This is a genomic window from Gluconobacter cerinus, from assembly GCF_025961355.1.
Classification (GTDB): Bacteria; Pseudomonadota; Alphaproteobacteria; order Acetobacterales; family Acetobacteraceae; genus Gluconobacter; species Gluconobacter cerinus.
In genome coordinates this window covers 178,455-205,383 of record NZ_JAOQNM010000001.1, presented here as the reverse complement: position 1 = coordinate 205,383, position 26,929 = coordinate 178,455, and the positions used below count along the sequence as shown (strand labels likewise).

The window sequence follows — 26,929 nt, the reverse complement described above, 5'->3', positions numbered from 1 at the left end:
TATTAGAGTATTCAGAGTTCATAGAGAATGGTAGCCTCCTCCCTTGCCACATGGCGTTCGTTCAGAGCGCGCCATCTCATATTTGCGACGATAGGTGGGGTGCTTCTGTTCGGGGGGGCGGCAACCATCCCTCTTTCTACGCAAAATCAAGCTGTCCTTGCTGTTGCTGGTATTCTTGCTTTCTTTGTTGTAGATAGAGTTCGCAATGAAAACGCAGCAATTATACTTAAATTATTGTCTTTATTTGTCTCTTTAAGATATTTTGTATGGCGACTGGCCGAAACAATTGAGCTGCAGGACTTTGCTCAGGCTGCCTTAAGTGGGACTCTGATATTTGCAGAGTTCTTCGCGGGAGTAATGCTTGTTCTGAGTTATTTCCAGACATTGCATACGTTAGAGAGACAACCGGCAGAGTTGCCGGATAAACCGGAAGAATGGCCTTCTGTTGACGTTTATATTCCCACGTACAATGAAGACCTTCAGATTGTACGGATGACAGTCTTGGCTTGTATGGGGCTGGATTGGCCTGCTGATCGATTGAATGTTTACATTCTGGATGATGGACATCGAAGTGAATTTTTCGACTTCGCGCAGGCCTGCGGAGCAGGCTATATCGCGCGTCCCGACAATTTTCATGCAAAAGCTGGCAACCTGAACCATGCACTTGCTCTTACGTCAGGTGAGTATGTCGCGATTTTTGATTGCGATCATATGCCAGTCAGAGCGTTTCTTCAGGCCACGATGGGATGGATGATCGCTGATCGTCGTATTGGTCTGATTCAGACCCCTCATTATTTTTATTCTCCCGATCCTTTTGAGCGAAATCTTTCGGAAGGACTTTCCGTGCCGCCAGAAGGCAACCTGTTTTATGGGCTGCTTCAGCCGGGTAATGATTTTTGGGATAGTGCATTTTTCTGCGGTTCGTGTGCGGTCTTGAGACGAGCAGCACTGGAAGAGATTGGCGGGGTCGCAACCGATACGGTGACGGAAGACTGTCACACAGCACTCAGGATGCAAAGGGCAGGCTGGTCGAGCGCTTATCTGCGTCTGCCTTTGGCAGCAGGATTGGCGACAGAACGCCTTATTTTGCATATCGGCCAGCGTGCCCGGTGGGCGCGAGGCATGACACAGATCTTTCGTGTCGATAATCCGTTGTTTGGGCCTGGCCTGACCATTGCTCAGAGGCTTTGTTATCTCTCTGCCACGATGAGTTTTCTTTTTGCGATACCGCGTCTGATTTTTCTTCTGGCGCCGCTCGCTTATCTTTTTTTTGGAGAAACGCTCATCGCAGCATCTCCTGTCGCTCTTGCTGTCTATGTGTTGCCTCACTTTTTTCATTCCGTCGCAACCGCGTCGCACATCCAGAAAAACTGGCGTTATTCATTCTGGAGTGAGGTCTATGACATCGCGCTTGCGCCATTTATCGCTCCAATTACTCTTATGACACTGCTTTTTCCGAGGCGCGGCCGTTTTAACGTGACTGACAAGGGCGGTCTCGTTGAGCATCAATACACAGACATGCGCGCCATCTGGCCACAGATCGGTATCCTAATTTTACTTCTAGCTGCTGTGATTTCCGGAGTGTGGAGAATTATCTTTGCACAGAATGATATCGTGGTCTTGAATGCGTTGTGGACTACCTGCTTCTGGGCAGCTTTGAATGCTCTGCTAGTTTTCGGAGCTATTCTCGTGGGGCGCGAGACACGTCAGATCAGGCATAGTCCTAGGCTTGCCGCGATATTTCCGTTAACGCTGGATTTGCAGAATGGCAGCCTTGTTGAGGTCTTCACAATAGATATCTCACGAGGAGGCTGCAGAGTTCACGTTCCTCCCGAAGAGGTCGCTGAAATAAGTCCGGACATGACCGTGCGTCTTCGCCTGCAATCTGATGAAAAAGATGTATTCGCGAGAGTTGTACTTGTTGAAGAGGACGAAGTCAGCCTGCGTTGGACACCTGTGTCGCCACAGGAAGAAGCGGTGATTGTACGCTTCATGTTTGGTCGGGCTGATGCGTGGCTCGGTTGGGATAATTATGCGCCAGACCGCCCGCTACGAAGTGCATGGTTGCTTTTGCGCTGTTTTGGATCTTTGCTGAAGCGGACTGATGCTGCTGTCTATTCGGAGCGGGATAAACGAATTCTGAATGCTGAACAGCAAGCGAAAGATTTTGCAGCTGCTGCCCGCAAGAAAAAACGTGAGAGAGTAGTGGTGCACCCCATGAAGCATGGCTCAACGATCGCCCTTCTGATTGTCGGCCTGATGGTCAGTGTCCTAACGAGCGGACAGGTTTATGCTCAGACATTACCGTCTTCAATTCCAGATACCGGAGATAATATTCCTTTGCCGGATATCGGTACTGGGACGAGTGCCCCGGGAAACGTTATTCCGCCCGTTGCGGGAGGAACGCCGCAAACATTTTCTCTTATGCACTTTGGAATGCCCTCAGTTCTGAGAATGTTGCCCTGGGCTTCCATTCAGGGTGTCACCCTCCCTGTTCCGTCGTCCCGTCTTGTTACGGGCGCGCGTCTTGTCGTGAGTGGCGCATTTTCGCCTCAACTCGTCGCAACGGGGGGAGCAATTACAATACGCCTCAATGATCAATATGTAGGAACGATTACTCTGGATCGTTCTCATGTCTCATTTGATGCTCTGAGTTTTGACATTGATCCTGTCCTTTTTACGAAAAAGAATACGCTGACTTTTTCGTTGGGAAGCGGCTTATTGGATCATGGAACGCCTGTTCCTGCTCAGGGGACGGCTGATATGTGGGCCGAAATCAGAGGTATGTCGTCTTTGACACTCACGACTTTACCTTTGCCGCCTCAGCGGCATCTCAATCGTCTTCCGGCCCCTCTTCTGGATATGGAGGCGACTGACGCTGTCGTGTTGCCGTTTGTTCTTCCGGACAACCAGTCCCCAGCCGATCTGCGTGCTGCGGCCATTATGGCAGGCTGGTTTGGAAAGATCACGGATGTTCGACGAATTTCGTTTCAAGTCAGTAGGAGTATCCCCGCAAGCGGTAATGCCGTTGCCATCGCGCCAGTGGCTTTGTTGCCAGCAGGGCTTGTGATTCCTTCATATGTCAAAGGGCCCTTCGTCGCTGAAGTCGCCAATCCTGCAGATGATAACGGAACCGTACTGGTTGTTACCGGACGTACGCCAGAAGAGGTTCAGGAAGCTGCGCGTGCGGTAGTCTTCTTACCAGAAGGGCTTTCGGAGAACGCCTCACAGAATGTGAGTGCGCCGGAAGCACTCCCCAGAATTCCTTACGATGCTCCGGCGTTTATATCGACAAGCCGCGTTGTCCGTTTTGGAGAACTGGTTAGCGACGCGGCACTTACGGGACATGGGTATATTCCAGGAACGTTGAGTATCCCTTTTCGGATTCTGCCGGATCTCTACACATGGCGAGATAAGCCCTTTCTCGCCAAGGTAGGAATCAATGGTCCCCTGGGGTCAATTGTCGATCTTGACCGGTCTCATGTCGATGTCAGCCTTAATGGTCTGTACTTGCGGAGTTATTCCTGGAGAGTTTACACACATCTGCCGTTATGGGTTTCCCGCTATTTTCCCTCGACTTCTGCTTCGCAGGAGCACCGGATCAAACTTCCGGTTTGGGGTGTTTACGCGCAGAATCAGCTTGATTTCTATTTTAGCGGTCGTCCCACTGCGAACACCCAGATTGCTGCTTCCGGACAGGATGTCACGGTCAGCATTGATCCTGATTCCACGCTTGATTTCAGGCGGGCGTATCATTTTGCCGTGCTTCCAAATCTTGCAATGTTCGCAAACAGTGCTTTTCCGTTTACGCGGCTTGCCGACCTTTCCGAAACGGTCATTTGCCTTCCTGACCATCCGGATTCAGCTGTAACCACAGCTTTTTTAGACATGATGGGTACGATTGGTTCTTATACTTGGTATCCAGCAGACAAAATGACCCTGATTGGCGAGAGCGCACTGACCTCAGGAAAGACATTTCCGGATCAGGATGTATTGGTTATGGGAACGCTTGGCTTGGGCAGGTCCTATGCTTCCCTGCTAGCTGCAACTCCCTACGCTCTTGAGAATGGTAAGCTTCATTTCCGGCAGCGAACAATGCTGGATGGTATTCGATACTTCTTTGCCGATCTTGCCGGAAATACGATTTCTGACGCCGGTACCGTAAAGCTTCAGGGTGCGCTCAGTCTCCAGAGCGGTGGAGCCCTGATTGCAGCACGTTCATCTTATGCGTCTCATCGCTCGCTTGTCATGATGTTGGCAGGCACACCGCAGGGGCTGGATGAATTGGTCCACGCCATGCGTGATCCGGAACGGCAACGGGGTATTCAGGGAGACTTGACTGTCATTAATGGTACGCATGTTGTCGCGTCCCGTAACGGTGTCTCCTACACCGTGGGCAGTCTACCTTTCTGGGTAAATATTGAACGTATTTTCCGGGAACATCCGTTTCGCATCATCGTGGCGGCTGCCATCGCTATCCTCCTGATCGGGCGGAGCCTGCACAAAGCTGTCATGTATCAGGCCATGTTGCGCAAACGTGTCATGGATGAAGTTCAATTTTCGAGGCAGGGCGGTCAAGTGCAATGAAAGGACGTTTCCTACCGTCACTGCATACCTCTGCCCTGCTTCTTTCCGGTCTGGCGCCGGGTATGTTCTTTTGGTTACCTGAAAATGCACAGGCCGAGCAGGCTACCACGCGTTCCGCGGGGCAGGGAGAGGTTGTCGAGCTTCTATTGAAACAGACGCGTTACTGGCTTAGTCGCAGTCAATATGATCGTGCAGCGGAAACGCTGGCTCAGGCGCGGCAGATAGCCCCTCAAAACCCGGCTGTTCTGGAAATTGATGGAGAGTGGGCGGCCCGAAAAGGGGACGTTGAGGCCTCGGGAAAAATTCTGAAGTCGCTTCAGAAAGTTAATCCGGAAGCGGCACAAAAGCTTGAGTCCGTCATGAGGGGCAGTCTTGTTTCTGGTCCTCTTCTGGAGGAGGCCCGCACTCTTGCCCGTTCAGGGAAGACGACTGACGCAGTGCGTATTTACGAGCGTTTATTTCCGAATGGTCCGCCTGAAGGATATGCGCTTGAATATTATCAGGTGATGGCAGCAGCCAGTTCGATGAGAAACGATGGCATTTTCGGACTGCAATCACTCCTGCGTGCTGATCATAATAATATTGCGGCTCAGATTGGTTACGCCGAAGCTTTGACATGGAAAGAGGAAACCCGTCTTGACGGAATGAAGCGGCTGCAACGTTTGGCTGGTGTTGGGGGGCTTTCAAACGAACAGCGGGCATCTGTTATGAGGGCCTGGCGAACGGCACTGTACTGGGTTCCCACAACGTCTCGAAGTCTCCCGCTTTATGATGCTTTTCTAACGATATTCCCGCAGGATCATGACGTGCAGGAACGTCGAAGCCGAGCCGAGCATGCACCGAGTGAAGAATTGGCACAGACCCGTACGGAAGGGTTTCAGGCTCTGGACCATGGTAATCTTCAGCAGGCAGAAAGTGACTTCAATGGTGTGCTACAGACTCATCCGGATGATGCAGACGCCGTAGGGGGGCTCGGACTTGTGCGTCTGCGGCAAGGGCGCTCGGACGAAGCGACGGAACTTCTGAACCGTGCATCGCAACTGAACCCTGCGGAGGCTATGCGTTGGACAAAAGCGCTCGCAGGGTCGAAGCTGGCTGGCACCTATCACAGAATAGACGGCCTGATTGCTACAGGACGCTATAACGAGGCACGACAGCTTACTGTTGATACATTGCAGGTGGCGCCTGATCAAATAGCTCTTAAAGTCAAACTTGCAGATATAGATCGCAAACAGGGGAGAACGGCTGAAGCCGAGCGAGGCTATCGTAGTGTTCTTGCTTCAGAGCCCGGCAATATCGCAGCGCTTCAGGGGCTGAGTGGACTTCTGGCTTCGGATGGAAGGTTGAGTGAGGCTCAGGTCTTTGCCCGACGTATTCCGGGTATGGGAAACCGTTTCCTGCGCGATATGCGTGCATCCGATCTTCAGGCTGAAGCCGCCAGGTCCGATAACGCTGGGGAAAAGATTACTCTACTCACTTCGGCTCTAAACGAAAAACCAGATGATCCGTGGATCAGGCTGCATCTCGCTCAGGCTCTCCTGCAGTCTTCGCGACAGCAGGAAGCGCGGGAGGTCATGGAGCCCATTCTGTCTGCAGATAGTCATCTGACAGTCGAACAGTTACAGGCCGCTGTTTTCTTTAGCAGTCAGGTTAATGATTTTGATAGAATCAAGCAGCTTCTAAGAACATTACCTGCACAGGCACGGACGCAATCCATTCGACAGGTTGAGATGCGTCTTGAAGATCATGATCGGATTGCCACTCTTCCGCCAGATGACACCGATGCGCGTTTCTATGTGCGCAGACTTGCTGACAGGATGAGTGACCCTACAGGCGTAAGGGGTGCTGGTGTTGCAAACCAACTGATCAGCGCTGGCAAACCGTCTCTTGCAATCTTCTTCCTTCGAAGCCTTCTGTCTTCCTCGGCCCAGCTAACAGCACAGCAAAGACTGGCTTATGCGGGCAGTTTCCTGAGCCTTCGCAGGACAGACGAAACGCGACACCTGATGGAAGGCCTGGCAGGTGCGCGCCTGACTTCGGACGAGGAACGTGAGCGCCACGATATTACAACAGGTTTGGCTATAACCCGGTCGGATCAGTTGAATGCGAAAGGTGATCAGGCGGAAGCTTATGAAGTTCTCAGGCCTGTTCTGGCAGACAATCCGTCTGATACTTCAGCCCGTATGGCACTTGTGCGCCTGTATGAAGCCCGGCAGGACACGACCAAGGCGGATGAAATCGTACGGGCTGTTGTAAGTCGCGATCCGGACGATCTGGAAGCCAGACTCGCGCTGGTCAAGCTGGAAGCTCAGGCTGGCCGGAAAGATGAGGCCAGAGCTAACGCCGACGCTCTCAAAGAACGTGCACCTACCGATCCGCGTGCATGGATTGCGGCGGCGCGTGTGGCAGAAATGGATGGGAACTGGAGAGAAAGCCTTGAAGATCTCGCCCGGGCCAGAGAATTCCGTGCCGCCCAGGTCCGAAGGACGGATGGAAGTCTCGCTGAGGACGCCAATCCCTTTCGGCAGCAAAAAAACGGTAAAGCCGACAGCGAGCAGGATCCCATGCTCAGCGGCATTCAGGAAGATGAAAGCCGGGTCAGCCAGACTTATGCCCCGACCGTGGATATTACCCCCGGCTTTTTGAGACGTTCCGGATCCGGTTTGACCAGGCTTTCCCGTGCTGATCTGAAAATGGAAGGAGCCATGACGGTTGGCTCAGGACGGCTGGGTCTTGTTTTGGATCCTACGGTGCTTGCGTCCGGTACGGGGACTATGGATTATCGGGAAGGGTTATGGAAAACCGGAACGACAGCGGTGACCTGCGCGCCTCAAGACGTCAAGGTAACTTCTGCCTGTTACAGTGATGCGATACGTCGCCGCTCGGCTTATGGCGTGGGTACAAATCTTTATTATTCTCTTGATTGGTTCAGGGCGGATATTGGTACGTCCCCTTTGGGTTTTGCTGTGACCAACATTCTAGGGGGAATTGAATTAACCCCCCAGATTGCGCCTCATCTTATACTGCATACGATATTCGAACGACGTGCTATCGCGGATAGCGTCCTCTCTTATGCAGGTCTGCGTGAGACGGAGAAAGTGAGGGACGTAACCCAGCACAGGAGCTGGGGCGGTGTCACCAAAAATAGAGCCCACGCACAGTTCGAATACGGAGATGATGCCTTTTCTCTGTATGCAGGTGGGGGCGGTGCTTACATCTATGGGCGTAACACGCAGTCCAATGTCAGTTATGAAGCCGGTGTGGGGGGCAGTTTTCGTATCTACGACGATGGTATGAACAAAGTTCATATCGGTGCGGATGCCGACTGGTTCAGGTATAATAACAACCAGTTTCTCTATACGCCCGGGAATGGCGGTTATTTTTCGCCACAGTCCTTTTTTTCTCTGACTATCCCGGTGCGGTATGCAGGACATAAGGGGGCGTGGGATTGGGCGGCTTCCGGTTTTGGGGGCTTTCAGGCGTATCGTCAGCGCAGCACACTGCTTTTTCCTCGAGACAGTAGCTATCAGACACAAGCAAGAGCAAATTACGATGCTGCACAGGATTGCGTGCAACAGCAAGCACTCGCTGCCGCAAACGGGTCAACAATCACACCCTGCGGTGGCGTTTCTACAAGTGTTCTGAGCCAGTACAATTATCGTGATCCCGCGAAATCCTCATCGGGAATTTCAGGCGGTATAGATGCGCTTTTCTATTACCACATTACGCCTGATCTGAAGATTGGTGGTCGGTTTCTTTATCAGAAGTCTGGTCCCTGGAATCAGACAGATGTGAACCTTTCCGTTCACTATGATTTTTCCGGAGTTCGTTGAATGGCTGTTGATTTTACGTTGCTTCTTACTGAACTTGCCCGTGAATTTGACCAGCAGGCCGGTGAGGGCGCGCGAGATAATTTTCTTCGGAAAGTTGGATACCGGATCGCGTGCCGAGTGACATTACCGGCCTGCGAGACGCTGCTTAACCTGGAGTTGGAAATGAATGTTCAGCTTGCCATGCTTGGGTGGGGCCAAACGAGGCTTTCCCTGGACGAAACACATGCATGTCTTCGCTTGACGCATAAGGATTTGCCACTGCTGGGGAGTACCGGAACGCCGTCAGGACGCTGGCTGACAGCATGTCTGGCTGGCCTTTATGAACAATGGCTCATGGATCAGCCGAATACTACGGAAAACTGCCGGATAACGTGGGTTTCGCAAACATCTTCTACCGCGCTTGAAAGTTTACAGTTCGAGTACGGGCTGAACAGAACCACTACTGGTTGCTCACTGCATCAGGACGATTAAACATGCCACAGTTCTCATCCGACGTGCCTTCGCTGTGTAAGGCAATGGGTAAGCCTGATTTCAGATATCATTCGTTCGATAATGTCTCTTTCATTCCACAGATGCATTACAAAATGATGCCTGTGGACGAAGAGGAACACGGTGAAGCATTAAAGTCTCCAGCAGAAACTGTAGTGACTTTACCCCCTCAGGACGTGAGCAGGAGGGATATTGTCCTCCCGACTGAAAATTCATCCATGGACGCCGGTAGTATTCCACTCTCCCGGGTATTTTCGGTTCTGGAGCAAGACAGGAGCACCGGCGGCGCGCCCGCAAAGGACCTCAACGAGATTTTTCGTTGAAAACTCCTCAAGCGAGACGGTTTCCGAGAGAATATATGCAATGAAAAACGTGATGTGCGATCCCGCCATGGCAACAGACCTCCTGCACAGGCGAATGGTCCTGAAAGGGGCTTTCTGTACGTCGCTTTTTGCGGCAACCGGATCGTATGCTTTCGCAGCGACGGCAGACGGTCTGTGGGAAGATTACAAGCAGCGCTTTATGACACCTGACGGCCGCATCATTGACGCTCATGAGGGTGTTGCATCTCATAGTGAAGGGCAGGGATATGGAATGCTCTTCTCGGTTGCGTTCAACGATCAATCATCCTTTGACAAGCTCTGGAGTTGGACGGCTACTACGCTGCGCAGGCCGCAGGATTCGCTTTTTTCCTGGCGATATATCAATAATTCTGTTCCGCATGTGCCTGATCACAATAACGCCACAGATGGCGATCTTCTCATTGCTCTCGCCCTGGCGAGTGCTGCAAGGAAATGGCAGCGCCCACATCTTCTGACGCAAGCAAAGAAGATTTACTCAAGTATTCGGAAGAAATTGCTGGTTAATTTTAACGGACGTCTTGTTCTTCTCCCTGGTCTTTCAGGTTTTTTGTCGCCTGGTAAGGCTACATTAAACATGTCCTACTACGTTATTCCATCCATGCGGGCAGCACAGGAGCTTGACGATGCCGGGATATGGACGAAAGCCATTGATGATGGGGTAGCTCTAATTCGACAGGCACGGTTTGGTCGATGGGGTCTTCCGCCAGACTGGCTTACTCTGGGACAGGATCGGGATACACCAGAGATTGCTACGGGCTGGCCTCCCCGGTTTTCTTATGATGCAATTCGGGTCCCTTTATACCTTCAATGGGGAGGCATGCTGGATCTGGATATTGCAAGTCCTTTCGTAAATTACTGGCATGCTTACGCTTCAGGCGTATTGCCCGCCTGGATCGATTTGAAAACAGATGAGACATCGCCTTATGGTGCGCCTGAAGGGTTCCATGCGATTGGTGCGGTTTGTGGGTTTGAAAACGGCTTCCGCCCGGCCTTAAGCAGAAGCACGGATTATTACTCTTCATCACTCGTTCTTCTTTCGAATATCATTGCGAGACACAGTGAGAACTGAAACGGATCCAGAACTGGTTTGGACATCTTTATGTGTCCGAAGTCTCATGAGGATGAGGTTGTATGCCTTTCAGGAACATCATCTTAATAGTTGTACGGAAATCTTTTCATGACCACTGATGCCCGTGAAGTACAAGAGTCTTCTGCTGCTCTGAAGGAGTGGCAGAACCTGATCGCACAGACATCGGATCGGGTACGGAACATTGTTGCCGAAGTGATAGACAGGCACGCTATGGACTGCGTGCAAAGGTTTTATGACGTGCTGCTGAATAACGTTGATGCCGCTCCGTTTCTTTCAAACGAAATTGTCGATACCCGCCTTCGTGCAGCACTGGGACGCTGGTTGGCAGAGCTTTTCTCGCATGACGCGCCGGACGCTGACGCTCTTGTGCAGACTCAGAAACGAATTGGGGGGGCTCATGCGCGTATTCAGATTCCAATCCATGTCGTAATGCATGGGGCGCGTCTTCTGAAAAGAAAACTGCGCATGTTCATTCAAGGGCTTGAACTGGTCGGGACAGAATATTCCATGGCCATCGCATATGTCGAAGACATGATCGATATTGCGATTGAGGTCATGAGCCTTGCGTTTGTGCAGGGGACGCGAAAGGAAGTTGAAGTCAACGAGGCGTTCCGGCTCATGGCCTTAGGAAAAGATGTCAGCCTTGAACGAGAAACTCAACGTGCTGCATTGCTGGAATGGGGGCAGTCTTTTCTGCTCGACATCTGTTACGGAGGAGACTCAGCAAGCACTCTTTCGGACTCAGCCTTTGGGCTCTGGTTAAGACATAAAGGCACTGTTCTGTTTCAGGGAGCATCAGAAATCGACGTTGTATTGAAGGCAGTAGAACACGTTGATAACGATTTTGTCCCCAAGTTCGTATCAGAACGTCCTATGTCCCCGCAGGCAGTCAAAGCCCTTCAGGGGGCGCTGAACGAAATTCACTACATGATGGACCAACTTTTCAAGGCGGCAGAGGCCGTGGAGAATGGCCGTGATCCATTGACAAAAACATTAAGCCGACGGTTTTTGCCGACCATTCTTGGGAGAGAAGTCTCTCTTTCTCTACGACGGCATATTCCTTTCAGCGTATTGATGGTGGACGTAGACCACTTCAAGTCTATCAACGACACGTTCGGGCATGTGGTAGGGGATTCAGTGTTGCGGTATGTCGCTAAGGTATTAGTTACCCAGTGCAGGATGAGTGATTTTATTTTCCGCTATGGAGGAGAGGAGTTTCTCGTTCTGTTGACAGAAACAGCAGAAGAACAAGCAATTCAAGTTGCAGAACGTATTCGTGAAGCGATTGAACGGGAATCTGTCTTGGTGGTGCATGGAAACAATATCCACACGACGGCATCATTTGGCATTGCTACGTTTGATGGCCATCCTGATTACCGGCATTTGATTGAAGACGCAGATCGAGCACTTTACCTCGCTAAATCATCCGGTCGAAATCGATATCAAGTTAGTAAAAGATGTCGTCCCGTTTCTCAGACAGGTGGAGGAATTGAGGAACGATTGGTTGACGGCTCCTCGGTCTGATTTTCGCACTGCATGTGTCGCAGAGTGAAAATAATTGGCTCCTATGGCTACTCCGCAGCCGGTTCAGCCCGGCATTGTTAAGTCTTCTTGCGAATAGAAAAAAGCCCTTAATTATCTGTTCGTAGCTCTGTGTATGTAAATCCGGTTTGATCTAGAAACTAAAAACGAATGCAGGATAATTGTGACGATGAGAGAGTTTGATTTAGAGTTTTACAAAAGTTTCTATCCTGATGTCGCGTCGTTCGCGGACGAGGATATCTTGATCCATTTTACAGATTATGGGGCAGCTGAAGGTCGACACCCCAATCTGCGTGCATATCTGAATGCCGAAACGGGTTCTGACGATTTCCCTAATAATTTTATTGCTTCGGTTTATCTTCATCTTAATCCTGATTTGAAGGGGATGTTCAATTCTGATTGGGAAGTCGCACTTCATTATGCTCGACATGGTTGCAGAGAAGGGCGCCAATATAAATTTGAAGATGAAGATTTTTTACTTAATCTTTACGGAGAGAATTTTGATAAAATTTTAATGCGCCTTCAAGAGGGTGAAATGGAGTATTCATCTATCGATAATATGCTCAACAAGAATGGTATTGATTCCCGGTGGATATTGACGCAATTTTCTCAATCTGATTATTTGATTATTTCGGGTGAGAAAGGGTTGTATAACATCGAACAGTGTTTGCGCCACTTCCTGGAGGTGGGAATATTCAAATTTTTTCCAATTTCACTTGATCAATTTATCGATTTGGAATTCTACCGCCTTGAAATCAACGCAGATCCAAACATTACGGATGCGGAAATTTATCGCCATTGGCTAAATGACGGCGGCCCTAGTGGTCGCGCCCCTAATCCTTCAGCGTTTATGCGTTCGCTTGGGCTACGTGACGTCGTTAAGTTTCCTGATGGTTTTGATGCTTCCCACTATGAAGCGCTAAATCCCGACCTGTCACACGTTGGTTTGACGCGTTGGCAACTGCTTGGGCACCTTGTTCTTTACGGCTTAAATGAAAAGCGACCTGGATGCCCTCCGCCTGCAACTGCTATCGAAATCTATTTGGCCGTTGGTGATCGTTTGTCCATCTCTGGTGATTTGGAGGGCGCGAAAGAGCTATATGAAGTGGTTCTAACCCATGATCCAAATAACGGCATTGCGTTGCAGCATTACGGCGACTGTATGTTAAAGCTTTCTCAGTATTATTCTGCTGCAGTCGCATATAATCGTGTTATAGAACTAGAGAAGGCGAATGTTTGGACATATTATAATAAGTCGGTCTGTCTGCGCGAGGTCGGCAACCTTAAAGCAGAGATAGAGACGCTTGCCGACTTGCACCGTCTTCACACTGGAGACGTCTGGATTAAGGAGCAATTGCAACAAGCGATTGATCGCAATTTCAATACGTTGTATCAAAAAGCACAAGAAAGCGCCGCGTTAGGACTAAAATCGACGGCGACCGATTATATGCATTCCGCCATAGAATCGACATCTGCCGAGATCCCATTTTCCGCAGTCTTAAAATCACCTGTTGCTGCGGCAGATATAGCAATTGTAGCCGAAATGTCTCTACCGCAATGTAAGCTGTATCGGGTTCAACAGAAGATAGATCAACTAAAATACCTTGGTCATAAAGTACATGTATTTGATGTTTGGAAGGATATGGATTCATTCCTTAATATAATTCCTTCTATAGCTGTTTCTATTTTTTATCGTGTTCCAGGGTTTCCAAATATTCTCTCATCTATTGATGCGGCGCGCGTAGCTGGTGTCACAACTTACTACGATATAGACGATCTTATTTTCGACCCCCAATACTACCCTGATAGTTTTGAGAGCTATGGTGGCCAAATCACTGCTCAGGAGTATGCCGGGTTGGTAACCGGCACATTTTTATATCATGCTGCAATGGCGCGTTGTGATTATGGTATCGCTTCGACACCGGCACTTGCAGTTCACATGGAGTCCATAGTTCGGAATCAAAAAGTTTTCATCCATCGGAATGGTTTGGGTGATGACCATAGGCGTTGGCTCGATCGGCAAGGTCATGATGAAGGTGATGGTGTCATTCGCATTTTTTACGGCACAGGCACTCGTGCTCACAATGAGGATTTCGATCTCCTTGCAACTCCAGCGTTAGTGCGAATTCTGCGAGAATTCTCTTCGGTGCGTATTTTCATCATGGGTTATTTGACCCTCCCAAATGACCTGCTACCGTTTTCTAATAGAATTTCAGTTCTTAACCCTTGCTGGGATCTGGACACATATTGGGGTGTCCTACAGAAAATGGACATAAACTTATCGATACTGCAGCAAAATGAGATATCACACTGCAAGAGCGAGATTAAATGGTTAGAGGCTGGGATGCTAGGTATTCCATCGGTTCTTCCCAAGACGAAGACGCTATGCGAGGCTGCTGAGGAAGGAAAATATGCCCTTCTCTATGATAGTCATGATAGTCTATATGAAGAGATTAAGCACCTTGTAACCAGTAGAAAGCACCGTAAGGAAATAGGAGAAAATGCGCTACGCAAAGTAGTGTCCGAATACAATCTCGAGCTACTTGCGCAAAACTTAAACGAGATTTTATCGTTCACGATCCCGTCGCAGACTACTGGAAGCAATAAGAGAAAGCTCAAAGTTGTTATTGTGAATGTATACTACCCGCCGCAGGCTATCGGGGGTGCGACGAGGGTTGTTGCAGATAATATTGACGATTTTGCACTGGCCCACGATTTGCTAGATGTTGAAGTGTTCACTACAACAGAAGGCGGTAGAAAGCCTTACAGCGTTGAATGCTATTCTGAGCAAGGAATTCGCGTTACTGCAGTTACCGCGCCTAGCAATGCTTACGTCGATAAAGATCCGTACGACCCCAAAATGGCAGCCACTTTCGGTGCATATCTTGATCTAGTTAAGCCTGATTTAGTGCATTTTCACTGTATTCAGCGTTTGACTGCGGCAGTATGCGATGCAGCTTTCCAGCGCAAAATTCCTTACATCATTACAGCTCATGATGGATGGTGGATCTCGGACGAGCAGTTCCTGCTCGATTCAGCGCATGAGCCCGCTATTTACGATCTTAACCGGGGGGCAAATCTTCTTGAGAGGAAAGGTGCAGTCACGCTTAACAGAATGAACCAACTTTACATCGCCTTAACACGAGCCGCGGTTGTTCTCCCAGTCTCGCGAGAGTTTGCCAAGATATATGAAGAATTTGGTCTCAAAAACATACAGGTTGTCGAAAACGGCGTTTCTGCGTTGGAGGTAATTCCTCATGTGCCTTCAGCATCAGGCAAGGTTCGTATTGCCCATATAGGAGGCGCCGCTGTCCATAAGGGTTATAGCCTACTCAAGGCTGCGGTAATGTTCACGCCGCTCGATAATATCGAGCTTATCATTATGGACCATGCCCTTCCTCCAGGGGCGGAAAAGAAAGATCGATGGGGTACGACAAATGTCATTTTTCGCGCTCGCTTGCCTCAAGCTCAGGTTAATCGGCTCTACGCAGAAATTGACGTACTCGCCGCCCCCTCTTTATGGCCCGAGAGCTACGGGCTGGTGACCCGTGAAGCTTTGTCATCCGGCTGCTGGGTAATTGCATCCGACCAAGGCGCGATTGGCAATGGTATAACAAAAGCTAATGGATTCCGCATCGATGTCTCTAATACGTCAGAGTTGATCGAGGTGCTAAGGAAGATTGATAAAGATCCCTCGCGTTATCTTCGGCAGATATCGCACAAACCCAAACTCAGAAGATGTAGCCAGCAAGCTAAGGAGCTACTCGAAGTTTATCGTCGCATCTGCAAAGCCGATTAATAAAGAAGCACCCGCCTGCTCGGACAGTTTTTTTGGAGTATACTAGGTGGCGTTACGCCGACATTCTGACGGCTTTGTTGTTGGTCTTCTGGTCCAGCCCGGATCAGAGGGGATCATGATACGACTCATCAGCCGGACTCTATTTTTAATGGGTTACATTCCCGGGCCCCACGTCACTTACATCTCTATCGGGAAATCGAGGGTGTATCTTTTCTCCTTTCGGTTCAAAATCACTGTACTACAACCTGAAAATAGGAACTTTACCAAATGGTTTTCGATCTCTCCAAGTCCAAGAACATGCGTAGATTTTGTAGCAAAGCTATAACTAATACAGTATCGGATCGCTTTCCGTACGATTTGAGAGCTCATAAATGTCGCATGGGGTACAACTGAGATATGAAATGGCGTGATAAAAATGATGACGATCAAAATTTTCCGTTTTCATTGAAAAAAAACCTTTCTTTCCTAATAGAAACATATGGATGGACAATTGGATCTCATTCGTACGGTTGCCCCAACATTATTGATCCCGAGTATGGAAGTTTAGAAATTGGACGTTATTGCTCATTTGGCAGTGGGGTTAATATAATACTATCTAACCATAATTTAAGCCTAACAAGTACTTACCCTTTTAGGGCACTATTTGGATTGTGGCCAGGATCTGAAAATGGCGTACCTGACCACGTGTCTAAAGGTAAAGTAATAATTGGTCATGATGTATGGATTGGTTCCAATAGCTCTATTTTACCTGGTATTAAGATTGGTAATGGAGCTGTTATTGGTGCTAATTCTGTGGTTACACGTGATGTAGGGGATTTTGAAATTGTCGCAGGAAATCCGGCACAATTAATTAAAAGAAGATGTTCCGAAAAAACCGCTCAAGAAATAACTAACACAGGCTGGTGGTTGCTTGATAAGAAAGATTTTCTCTCGTATGTGGAAGGTATCTCTTATCTCAATGCTGATTTATTTCCAAAATTTTTTAGAAGAAAAAAAATATATAATTTAAGCTTGGATAACGAAAAATATGAAGATTTCTCTATGTCGTATAGATATTGGGGAGAAGTCAAGGTAATAGAAGGAATTCCATCTATAAGAATAGAAGATAATATATTAGCGATCCCGTTTAACTATAACAATAAGTGGGGAATTTATAATAAAGACGGTATTATTATGAAAAATTCCTACGATTTTCGAGGTAATAATAAAAACCCAATAAATCAGGATATATCTAATTTAGAAGATATTAATATAATTTTCGAAAATGTTATAAATATCGATGAACAAGTAATTTATATAGGTAGGATCAACCCACATTTTGGTCATTTCTTAATAAATACGCTACCTAGAATGTGGGTACTTGGATCAGATGAATTTTCCGACAAAAAGATGAAAATAGCTTTTCATTCCGAAGTTTCTATTGATTATTTAATTTCATTAAATTTCTTTTCCGAAATAATGGACCTATTGAATATAAATGTGAGTGATCTTATCCATATTGATAAGAACATTATCTTTAAGAATGTTGTTATTCCTGAAAGCTCGTTAATGGAGCAGACTTATATTTACACCTATTTTAGGAAATTTTGTTTATCTCTATCAAAAAAAATCTTACGGGACGTAGATATATCGAATAAGAAGCCAGGTTACTACTCTAAGGATAAATTAAAATCCGGTGTAGGATCTTTTTCAAATGAAAATGAAATCGTTGAAATTATGGCTAACCGTAATATAGAGATCTTTAGACCTGAAACAAAAAGCTTTCGGGATCAAATAATATGGATATCTACCCGATCTATTATTTATGGAACGGCAGGGTCGTTCCTTCACTCTATTATATTTTCACCATGTGTGCCGATTGTTGTAGCCTTAAACCCAACAAGTGAAATAAATTCTAATTTCGAGTTAATTGATACAGTTTCTGGTTGTGATTCTATTTATATACATACAAAAAAAATTGAATTCATTAATAATCCGAATTTTTTAACAACGAGGAAAATAGATAATACTTTTGATGTGACTAATTGTATGTTAAAAATTGGTAATAATATGCTTATTTATAATAAATAGGAAGTTTTTATCTATAAATTTGGCTGTAGAGTGTGATGATTTAGCAGAATCTCGAGGGTTCTACAGCCAATTTTTTAGACTTTATTTCTCGCTCAGTGGACAGCATTGGTGCTATCTGGCCAACTTCTCCTGAGAAAGATGGGCATGCAGTGGAAAATATTGGCCAGTGTGTTGGTTCGCCCGATACCAATTGTTCGGATAAACAGTCCCTCCCATGAATTTTGAGCAGTAAAGACATGTTCGATATATGGAAATTTTGAGAAAATTTTCAAATTATAAAGCGTATATTCTGTATGCAGGAAAGAAATATTAATTGATTAGAGTAATATATTTTTGTATAATTTTATCCTATATATCATTTAGTTGTTCGTAAGGTGGTAAGTATGAAAAATTTGATAGAGTTAGATCCTATAGATGTTAGGGATTCCGTGTTTGAAGGCGCCCCCGAAGTCCGTGTAATTAGAAGATCTTTATATATTCCTTTCCACGAAAGTAGAGAATCGTGTGGATTATATTATATTCATAAGGAGCCCCTAGAAGACGCAGTTCCGAAGCGGTTTATGAATAATATTAGTGACATATCAAGCAGAAAATTGTCTGAGACACATTCAGATTTATACTGGGGAGGGTACTTAGATCCACATTATGGACACTTCTGTATCGAAACGTTATCGAATTTATGGGGATACAAAAGAGGCCAAAAAATAATATTTCATACGCTATTTGGAATCGAACAACTGCTTTCGTTGCCTTGGATTAGCTATTATTTTGAATTTTTTGGAATTGAAAAAGACAACATAGTCGAAGTCTCAGGTATATCCAATATTAAAAACCTTACATTTTCTAAACCATCGTTCAAAATAAATGAATATATATATAATTGCTTTCCATCTTTCTTGCAGGAAGTTAAATCAAAAAGAAAAAATAATTTTCTTTTGAAGAAAAAAATAATATATGTATCTAGAATAGGTTTGAAATCCGGAACTTATTCAATAATAAATGAAAATATTTTAGAAGAGGCCCTAAAAAGAAGTGGTGTCGTTGTTGTTAGAGTTGATGATATTAAAATAGAAGATCAGACATCAATGTTTGAAAATAATATTGTAGTATCGTTTTCCGGTTCTTTTTTACATAATTCGATTTTTGTTAAAAATTCAAGGGGTATCTGTTATTGCGTAGATGAAATACATTCGCCAGAATTTTCTAGAAAGACTTTTCATATGCTAGACTATTCCTCAGGATCTTCATTTAAATATTTTATCGTTGATGTGGATAAAAAAGCTACAGAGGCGGGGTTTGGATCATCCTTTCTAATTAAAAATATCGAAAATCTCGTAGAACACATGCTTGTAACAGCAGAAACTTTAAAAACTAGCTAGAAACTGTGTTTGAGCGGAGGGTGTAACGCACCACGGCAAGCCTGTTTGAGGGCAGTATTGGCGATTATGACGAGACGCCGTGCGATGACGCTTTCAATCCGGTGTTCGAGCTCGCCTGAACTGGCTCTCAATAAATGCTTTGAGATTATTGTCCGTATTCTCTAGGTCAGGGCTCACAGCCTGCTTACGACACGCCGAAATCTGAGTAGAAAGCCGTTTACGTGCTTCCACTATCTGAGCTCTACGCACCATCAATGCCTGGAAAACTTGAAGCCTTTCATCAGGCCAAACGGTGAGCAGCGCTGGATGGAAGTACGTGGAGAGACGCGCTTCGATAGCGAGAGCCGCCCGCTCCTCATGAGCGGAATTTCCAGTGACCTTACTGACCGCCATGAAGCTAAGGCCTATAGTGATCTCATGGCACAGGAAATGGGCTAACGTCATCAGGACCGGGAGGGATCGAAGAACCGTTTGTTGATACAGTTTTGTCCTGATTTCTGGTTCTTGGAGCTGATTTTCGCTCTGTGTTTATCGCAGATCTGGAGTTCTTATCCGAAAAATTACTACGCGCTCGCGTTGATCCGCTCCAGGAACAGGAAGTGGCGCATTTTATAGACGATATTGGCCAGCCCGACCCTCATTGTGGCCCGGGTGATGCCGATTGTTCGGATGAACAGCCCCGTCTGAGACTTCTGGTCAGCAAAGACATGCTCGACACGCGAGCGTATCACTGACTTTGCAGCATTTGATTTCTGGAGGTGCCAAGGCATAGGCTTGAGATGCGGCTTTTTGCAATAAACCTTTGAGACAAAGCCCTGCTTTTCGATGAAGTCCTCATGGGCTTTTGAGCGATACGCCGTGTCAGCCCACACCGTTGAGGCCGTATTGGTTTTATCCAGCAGCCCCTCAATCGCGCGCCATCACTGGCGGCGGCATCCGTCATCTTCCATTTCCGGATGAACCGAAACTTCCGGTCGATGAAGACGTGGGATTTGTAGCCAAAGAACGGGATAGCGAGATCCGTTGCGGGGATCATTCCGTCATCCTGCCGTTTTGCTTTCGTGAGCGTCAGCGTCCAGCGCGCATGACGATCCTTGTGCGACAGCTTTGCCGGCTTGTCCTGCCAGTCTTCGGGAATACGTTCTGCCCGGAGATCCACTCTCTCAGTGTTTGTATTGCGCGGCTTTGGAGCAGCCACCAGTGTTGCATCCAGGATCTGGCCGGACATCGGAAGATAACCGGCATTGCGCAGGGGCGCGTCAAATCGGTCAAACAGTCTTTCAATGGCCCTCGCCTGAGTCAGACACTTGCGAAACAGCCAGACCGTTTTGGCATCCGGCACCTGGTCCGACAGCCCCGATCCCAGAAAGCGCATGAACGACAGAGGGTCGTTGATCAGATACTCCATCCGTTCGTCGGACAAATTGTTCAGCGTCTAGATGACCAGAATTCTGAACATCAGCAACGGATCAAACGGAGGACGGCCGCCCTTGCTTTCGTCAGAATACGCCAGAGCCTTTTCCAAGTCACGACGGAATACTTCAAAATCCACTGTCCGGGAAAACGCTGAGAGCTAATCACCAAGCCCGCTCAAGCGGGCCAAGTGCTCTTCAACATCAACGAAACCGGGCTGCTTTATCTTCCATACCCCAATCAACGCAGAAAAAATGGAATCACAAAGGCAGCCTCAAAACCAGAGGGTTTTGCGAACCCTACGGCTGCAGGCAGCGTGAAAGTTCAAGCCGCTGCTTCGGAGGTTTTTATCAGGGAAGCAGCCTGCTCACGCAGCCATACGGATGCCGGGTCACGGTTGTTGCGTGCTGACCAGACCATCGAGACTGCCGGTATGCGCAGATCAAGCGGCACCGGCTGCACCGTCAAACCAAAATGAGCAGCATGCTGATGTGCAATCCGATTGGGAAGCGTTGCCAGAACCGGCGCAGCCGCTGCTGTGGCCAGCGCGGTCAGGAAATCCGATGCAGCCAGAACAACATTCAGTTCCTGACCGATCTGCATCAGCGCGTCTGACAGGCACCCCTGAATGTCGTCCTTTAACGTCATGAGCACATGCGGCAGGGCCAGATAGCTCTCGACGGTGAGGGGCGCTTCCAGATTGATTAGGTCAGGATTGAAACAGCAGGCAAGCGACTGTTCATAGAGCGGCACACCAAGGTGCCGCTCCAAGCCAAAGTCAAAGCACCCGATAGCGATATCAAGTGCGCCTGTATCCAGCAGGGCATGAACTTCGTTCCTAGGAGATCCTCGCGATAGCAGCCGTATTCCCGGGGCGTGACGCTGAAGATAAGCCGTCAGTCTCGGCATCAGGAAGACTTCAAGTTCAGATGAAAACCCAAAGCGAAAAATCCGCTGCTCCGTACTGGGATCAAACTGGTCTTCGGCTGTCAGAATACCCTGAGTCTGCCTCAACAGAGTATGGATCTGCGGGGCCATGGCAGCCGCCTTGGCAGTCGGCTGCATGATCGCGCCGGTTCGCACCAGGATATCATCGGCCAAAAGGTGCCTCAGCGTCGCCAGAGAGTGACTCATTGCAGGCTGCTGAATGCGCAAACGGCGCGCAGCCTTCGTGACGCTGCGTTCCGATACGAGCGCATCAAACGCGATCAAAAGATTAAGGTCGAAAGATCGTAAATTGAAGTGATCGATTGGCTTCATTTTTCAAATCGATTTGTGTGATGTTCGGCTGCACCCTACCTTCCGATGCAACGCAACACAATCGCTCCGAGGCCAGAAATGACGCCGTCTTTTAAGGTAGGCGATGCCCGCATCACCCGCATCCCCGAGCTTCATTGGAACAACGCAGATCCCGGTCACCTGTATCCGGATATTGATGTGGAGACCCTCGCGACATTCGCTCCCAGTTTGACCGCAGGCTCCTATAACGCCGCGACCGGCCTGCTCGCCCAGGGCACACATGCCTGGCTTGTTCAGCGACCGGGTCTCAATCTCCTGATTGATACCGCGACCGGAAACGACAAGCCCTTACCCGACGCGCCTGCACTGGATCATCTCCATACCCCCTTTCTTGAGCGTCTCGCTGAAATGGGTGTCCAGCCGGAGCAGGTTGATCTCGTTCTCCATACACACATCCATGCGGATCACGTTGGGTGGAACACCCGTCTGCACGATGGAAAATGGGTTCCGACCTTTCCCAACGCACGTCACATCTTCTCAGCAGTCGAAGCACAATATGGGTCCAGCAATGATGGTGTCTACCCGGCTCCGGACTTGCCACCTGGTGTGTTGGGGGCGCCCAATCATCGTCCTCTGCCCCGGGTTTATACGGACAGCATTCTCCCTGTCATCGAAGCGGGTCTGGCACAGGCCATCGAGATCGACGGACAGGAAATCATTCCGGGCTTTTCCTTTTATCCGACCCCGGGCCACAGCATCGATCACGCTTCGATCCGTCTGCAGTCCGGAGGCGAAGAAGCCTGGTTTACAGGAGATGTCATGCATCACCCGTTGCAGGTCTATCGTCCTGATCTGCGATCCGTTTACTGCGAGTTCATCAAGCCCGCCGAGCAGTCGCGCCGATGGTTCCTCGCTCGGGCGGCCGAAAGCGGGAGTTTGTGCTTCACCTCGCATTTTGCAGAAACCGGTGTGGGGCGGGTCAAGCGTCGCGAAGACGGGTTTTCATGGGAATTTGTACACCCAAATCAAGGAAACATCGGATGACTGACATCCTTACGGAAAATCTGCATATCCCGAGCGATACTGGAGGAATTTCACTCCATCTTCGTCACAAGAGACGCAAGGATCTTCAAGTGTTTGGTCCGGATCGCACCGTCCTCCTGATGCATGGCGCAACATTGCCGGCAGAAAGTCTTTTCGATGTACCCGTTGATGACGGCTCATTCATGGACAACCTGGCCCATCAGGGATTTGACGTTTACGCGCTCAACGTACGGGGTTTCGGCGGCTCGACACGTCCGGCCGGCATGGAGGGCGCTCCGGAAGATGCGCCTCCACAGGTCCGGACCGAGACGGCTGTGCGGGACCTGGGATCGGCTGTCGACCATATCCTCGCTGAACGCGCCCTTCCTCGTCTGTGCCTGATCGGCATGTCATGGGGCGGAACCGTAACGGGAGCATATACAGCAGCCAATAACGGGAAGATCGAGAAGCTGACACTGATCGCACCGCAATGGATCAACAATGGGGTTACCCGACTGGATCCCGGTGGCCCCATTCATGCCTATCGCCGGTTCGATGTTCAGGCGTTTCGTAAGCACTGGCTCGAAGGTGTCTCTGAAGACAAGTGCTCTGAAGTGCTTCCCTCAGGATGGTTCGAGCAGTGGGCCCAGGTCATTCTGGCCAGCGATCCTAAAGAACATAATGGTATCATTCGTGCACCTGCGGGGGTGATTCAGGATGTCCGAGAATTCTGGTCTGCCGAAAGGTCCTTCTATAAGCCCGAAGACATCACGGTACCTGTTTTGCTGATTCATGCCGAATGGGACAGAGATGTCACCCTTGAGCAGATGGTAAACCTGTTCCCACGCTTTCAGAATGCGCCTTTCCGACGCTGGGTCGAAATCGGTGAAGGTACCCACATGGTGATTATGGAACGGAATCGGTGGCAAATCCTTGAGAGCATTGGAGCTTTCCTGGCCATTAAGAACCCACTCGACCTTTCGAAACACTAAAGCCATGCATGGAGAACTCGAAGGACACTTGATTGATGTTTGTCCTGAGAGGTTTTCGCTCGGCCGTTTCTGAAGAGCGGACATCGCTGTGCCTTGCATCGCACGCGGCGACGTTGATGACCCGGATCATCATGATGGGCAACTCGATTGCGGAATATGCAGAAGTCATCCAGTTGGCCAGCAATCAGCTTTCTCGCGAGACAGTCGTGACGAAAGGTCTTGGTCGCAGGGTAAGGCACCAGAGCAACATTTTATTAGGTGCTGGTGCCACCCTTCCCAAGAAAAGCGATCCCAAAACCGAAGCGGAGAGCAGCTACAAGGTAAGGAAGTCTTCACAACATGTTCCGTCAGAATTTTCTCTTGAGGGAAAGAGATTTTTGCCAGTTTCGACTCAATGTTTCTCGTCGTAGCGCTGCTGGTTGTTATGAATAACTGGAAGATGAACGAGTGCCCATTGAGCCATCTGCCGCACAGGCTCGGCTAGAGAGCGCCAAGGTCGCTCGATGCATACTCAACCTGTGGCGGCGTCGTGGCACAGACAGTATGCTTAACCATCGTCGAGCGTGACGTAGTCAACGCTGCCCCTCGTCCGAGCGTCATTCATTTGCGAAGTGCCGCGTGGCGGAGAAAATAAACGCGATCTCTTTTATGATGCCGTACGGAGGCCACTTCATCCCGTACCTTCGTGAGCAGGACGATCGCTTTGCTGCGATCCACGTTTTGCAAGCAGGCAAGAGACAACGAGAGCTGGTCCCCCGGAACGGGGATCAAAATGGTCATGCTTCGTTCTTGGCGATGGTCTGGTCGGTAGGGCCGAGAAGTGATAATACTGGCCTGCACCTCAGTAACGCGACATTCTGATTTTAGTTTTCTTCAAGCTCATCCAAACGAAACATGTCATTTAAGAAAAATTCTCAATAATATTCTAGAAACCGTCTGTGTATGTCAGCGAAAACTTGATGGCGATCTCCCCATGATGCGTTTGAATGCTGCACTAAAGGCACTTTCAGAACTGTAGCCAGCCAGTTCAGCAAGTCGACCTACACTCATTTTTTCTTCAGAAAGATGGTATGACGCAACAGTCATTCGCCACTTTGTTAAATAATCCATGCAGGTTTCGCCGATTGTAGCCTTGAAATGATGAGCAAAACTTGTGCGTGACATTCCCGCAATGCCAGCAAGCATTTGGATCGTCCAACGGGTCTCCGGGGCTTTATGAATAGCGGACAGGACGGCATGAAGCCGTGGATCTCGTAAGGCATATAACCAGCCAATACCGTGGGCACTACTGGCGATATGCAGTCGTAGCCCTTGGATGAGGAGGGTCTGAGCGAGATGAGCCGCAAGAAGTTCACCGCCTATTGCCGGGTGACGTAATTCAGACATCAGTTGCTCGATGGCCCATCTCATCATGTTTCCCGATGAATCCGGCCTAATGTGTATCAGAGGTGGAAGCTCACTGAGCATTCGTTCTGCATAGGGCGCTCTAAACTTGAAAAACCCGCCTACGCCGAGGACATGCCCTCCGCCATTCAATACGGCAGTATGGCCGGCGGGCACGGACAACAGAACATCGTAGGCATTCAGAGGCGAAACGGTTCTGTCCGTATAAGTCCGAAAACCATGTTGGCCTGACAGGAGAACAAGGTCGCCTGCCTCAAGTTGGACAGGAACGTTCAGACCATCCACTTCAATCCAGCATTTTCCTGTCTGTATGACCTGAAATTTCAGACCGGGTCCGCCAGGAAACTCAAGACACCAGTCCCCCTTCGCACTCAGGCCACGAAAGCCATAGCTGTCAGGTTCAAGAAGCCGAAGAATTTCGGAAAGTGGGTCCATAATGCCTCTGTACGATTGCGACGAAATAACAGCTTTTAGAACATGGATCGTACAGGAAGGGCTCGTTAGAAAAAAGGCCGTTCTGAAACGCGATGCGAGTATTCCATGACAAGTCATGAAGCCCTTATTCTCGGCAAGAAGCGTGGTCCTTTCTCGGTACACGTTGTTCCAGATACGGCTCCCGGTATGGATGAAATTCTTGTTTCCGTACGGGCTGTTGCTGTTAATCCGTTTGAACGGCTGATCCAGTCCATGGGCGATCTCATCACACCCTGGATGACTTACCCGGCTATTCTTGGTTCAGACGTTGCCGGGGACGTCATCGCGATCGGTTCGAATATTACACGTTTCAAGGTGGGAGACAGGGTCGCCGGTTTTGCCGCGGGAGGAGAGAAGGGGCGAAGGTCTGCCGAGGGCGCATTTCAGGAACAGGTCATTCTCATGGAAAAAATGACTACGCCGCTCCCAGACAACCTGTCTTTCGAGGCGGCAAGTGTTTTACCTCTTGGCCTTACAACGGCCGCAGCAGGCCTGTTCCAACCAGATTTTCTTGCAATGAGCCATCCCTGTGTCCAGCCTGCACCAGCGGGTCAGACACTGGTTGTATGGGGAGGTTCCACAAGCGTTGGATGCAACGCGATCCAGCTTGCGGTCGCGGCCGGCTATGATGTCATCGCGACGTCGTCTCTGCGAAATGCCCCCTATCTGAAGAGTCTGGGAGCCCGTGCCGTCTATGATCGACATAGTCCGTCAACACCGTCTGCAATGATCGAGGGGTTGCGGGGACGGGAGATCTGCGGGGCTCTTGCAATCGGTAAAGGATCGGCCAAAGCGTGTATCGACATTCTTGGGTCCACCAAAGGGCAACGTTTTATCGCGATGGCGACGCCTCCTGTGTCTTTTGACGAGGTTCCAGCGGGACGTGGGCGCTGGCAAAAACTGGTGCCTGCCTTGATCCAAATGGTGGTCGGAAATATTTCGCTCGCTCTGAGAGCCCGACGCAGAGGCGTGAAAACAAAATTCATATGGGGTGGCGCCCCTCTTCATAACGACGTCGGGCCTATGATTTACAGGGAATTTCTGCCGTCGGCGCTTGCAAGCGGGCAGTTCAGGCCTGCACCTGAACCTGAAGTTGTCGGACACGGCCTGCAGTTGATTTCGGATGCGCTCGAACTCCAGCGCAAAGGCGTTTCGGCCCGAAAACTGGTTGTAACACTTGGTCCGCGATAATGGCCGAATCAAAATAGATCCAAAATGCAACGAACGGTCGTC

The 26,929-nt window shown here is 48.9% G+C and carries 16 protein-coding genes and 1 pseudogene; 13 read left to right on the top strand and 4 right to left on the bottom strand.

Annotated elements, in window-relative coordinates; all coding sequences use genetic code 11:
- The first annotated feature begins 27 nt into the window (after positions 1–27).
- The 9 genes from bcsA (at position 28) to M2305_RS00865 (ending at position 19,589) form a co-directional block, all read left to right on the top strand.
- The gene (gene bcsA, locus M2305_RS00905) at positions 28–4,587 is read left to right on the top strand and encodes a UDP-forming cellulose synthase catalytic subunit (RefSeq protein WP_264648308.1); all 4,560 of its coding nucleotides are present in this window, start codon (positions 28–30) and stop codon (positions 4,585–4,587) included.
- The gene (locus tag M2305_RS00900) at positions 4,584–8,420 is read left to right on the top strand and encodes a cellulose synthase subunit BcsC-related outer membrane protein (RefSeq protein ID WP_264648307.1); all 3,837 of its coding nucleotides are present in this window, start codon (positions 4,584–4,586) and stop codon (positions 8,418–8,420) included. Before bcsA ends, M2305_RS00900 begins: the two co-directional genes overlap by 4 nt.
- Positions 8,421–8,891 (top strand): cellulose biosynthesis protein BcsD, encoded by a 471-nt coding sequence (gene bcsD, locus M2305_RS00895; protein WP_264648306.1) that lies wholly within the window; start codon positions 8,421–8,423, stop codon positions 8,889–8,891.
- A gap of 381 nt (positions 8,892–9,272) precedes the next feature.
- Positions 9,273–10,340, top strand: a complete 1,068-nt coding sequence (locus M2305_RS00890) for a glycosyl hydrolase family 8 (protein ID WP_264648305.1) — start codon at positions 9,273–9,275, stop codon at positions 10,338–10,340.
- 108 nt (positions 10,341–10,448) lie between these two features.
- Positions 10,449–11,885 carry a diguanylate cyclase gene (locus tag M2305_RS00885; protein WP_264648304.1) on the top strand — a complete coding sequence of 479 codons (1,437 nt, stop codon included), beginning with the start codon at positions 10,449–10,451 and terminating at the stop codon, positions 11,883–11,885.
- 187 nt (positions 11,886–12,072) lie between these two features.
- Entirely contained in the window at positions 12,073–15,702 is a 3,630-nt protein-coding gene (locus M2305_RS00880) for a glycosyltransferase (protein WP_264648303.1), read from the top strand.
- Positions 15,703–16,098: 396 nt separating this feature from the next.
- Positions 16,099–17,772: a glycosyltransferase 61 family protein gene (locus M2305_RS00875; protein WP_264648302.1), complete on the top strand. Its 1,674-nt coding sequence runs from the start codon at positions 16,099–16,101 to the stop codon at positions 17,770–17,772.
- Between the two features lie 383 nt (positions 17,773–18,155).
- Complete coding sequence (locus M2305_RS00870) at positions 18,156–19,151, top strand: glycosyltransferase family 61 protein (RefSeq protein ID WP_264648301.1); 996 nt, start codon at positions 18,156–18,158, stop codon at positions 19,149–19,151.
- A 267-nt stretch (positions 19,152–19,418) separates the two neighbouring features.
- Positions 19,419–19,589, top strand: coding sequence for a hypothetical protein (locus tag M2305_RS00865; protein WP_211507644.1), 171 nt, complete (start codon positions 19,419–19,421; stop codon positions 19,587–19,589).
- Positions 19,590–19,714: 125 nt separating this feature from the next.
- On the opposite strand, the pseudogene M2305_RS00860 reads toward M2305_RS00865, so the two are convergent.
- Together M2305_RS00860 and M2305_RS00855 are read right to left on the bottom strand one after the other, a co-directional pair.
- Positions 19,715–20,790, bottom strand: a pseudogene (locus M2305_RS00860) (IS5 family transposase).
- A gap of 98 nt (positions 20,791–20,888) precedes the next feature.
- Positions 20,889–21,824, bottom strand: coding sequence for a LysR substrate-binding domain-containing protein (locus M2305_RS00855; RefSeq protein ID WP_264648300.1), 936 nt, complete (start codon positions 21,822–21,824; stop codon positions 20,889–20,891).
- Between the two features lie 78 nt (positions 21,825–21,902).
- Here M2305_RS00855 and M2305_RS00850 point away from each other — a divergent pair, with 78 nt between their 5' ends.
- The 3 genes from M2305_RS00850 to M2305_RS00840 are packed head-to-tail and all read left to right on the top strand — an operon-like array spanning position 21,903 to position 24,228.
- A complete protein-coding gene (locus M2305_RS00850) occupies positions 21,903–22,847 on the top strand; it encodes an MBL fold metallo-hydrolase (protein ID WP_264648299.1) in 945 nt (314 codons plus the stop codon).
- Positions 22,844–23,818, top strand: coding sequence for an alpha/beta hydrolase (locus M2305_RS00845; RefSeq protein WP_264648298.1), 975 nt, complete (start codon positions 22,844–22,846; stop codon positions 23,816–23,818). The genes M2305_RS00850 and M2305_RS00845 overlap by 4 nt, the downstream gene beginning before the upstream one ends.
- 32 nt (positions 23,819–23,850) lie before the next feature.
- Positions 23,851–24,228 carry a hypothetical protein gene (locus tag M2305_RS00840; RefSeq protein ID WP_264648297.1) on the top strand — a complete coding sequence of 126 codons (378 nt, stop codon included), beginning with the start codon at positions 23,851–23,853 and terminating at the stop codon, positions 24,226–24,228.
- Positions 24,229–24,418: 190 nt separating this feature from the next.
- On the opposite strand, the gene M2305_RS00835 is transcribed toward M2305_RS00840, so the two are convergent.
- On the bottom strand, positions 24,419–24,598 hold the full coding sequence (locus M2305_RS00835; RefSeq protein ID WP_264648296.1) for a cryptochrome/photolyase family protein: 180 nt from the start codon (positions 24,596–24,598) through the stop codon (positions 24,419–24,421).
- Positions 24,599–24,763: 165 nt separating this feature from the next.
- Entirely contained in the window at positions 24,764–25,657 is an 894-nt protein-coding gene (locus M2305_RS00830) for an AraC family transcriptional regulator (RefSeq protein ID WP_264648295.1), read from the bottom strand.
- Positions 25,658–25,762: 105 nt separating this feature from the next.
- Here M2305_RS00830 and M2305_RS00825 point away from each other — a divergent pair, with 105 nt between their 5' ends.
- The gene (locus M2305_RS00825) at positions 25,763–26,887 is read left to right on the top strand and encodes a zinc-binding alcohol dehydrogenase family protein (RefSeq protein ID WP_264648294.1); all 1,125 of its coding nucleotides are present in this window, start codon (positions 25,763–25,765) and stop codon (positions 26,885–26,887) included.
- Positions 26,888–26,929: the final 42 nt, after the last annotated feature.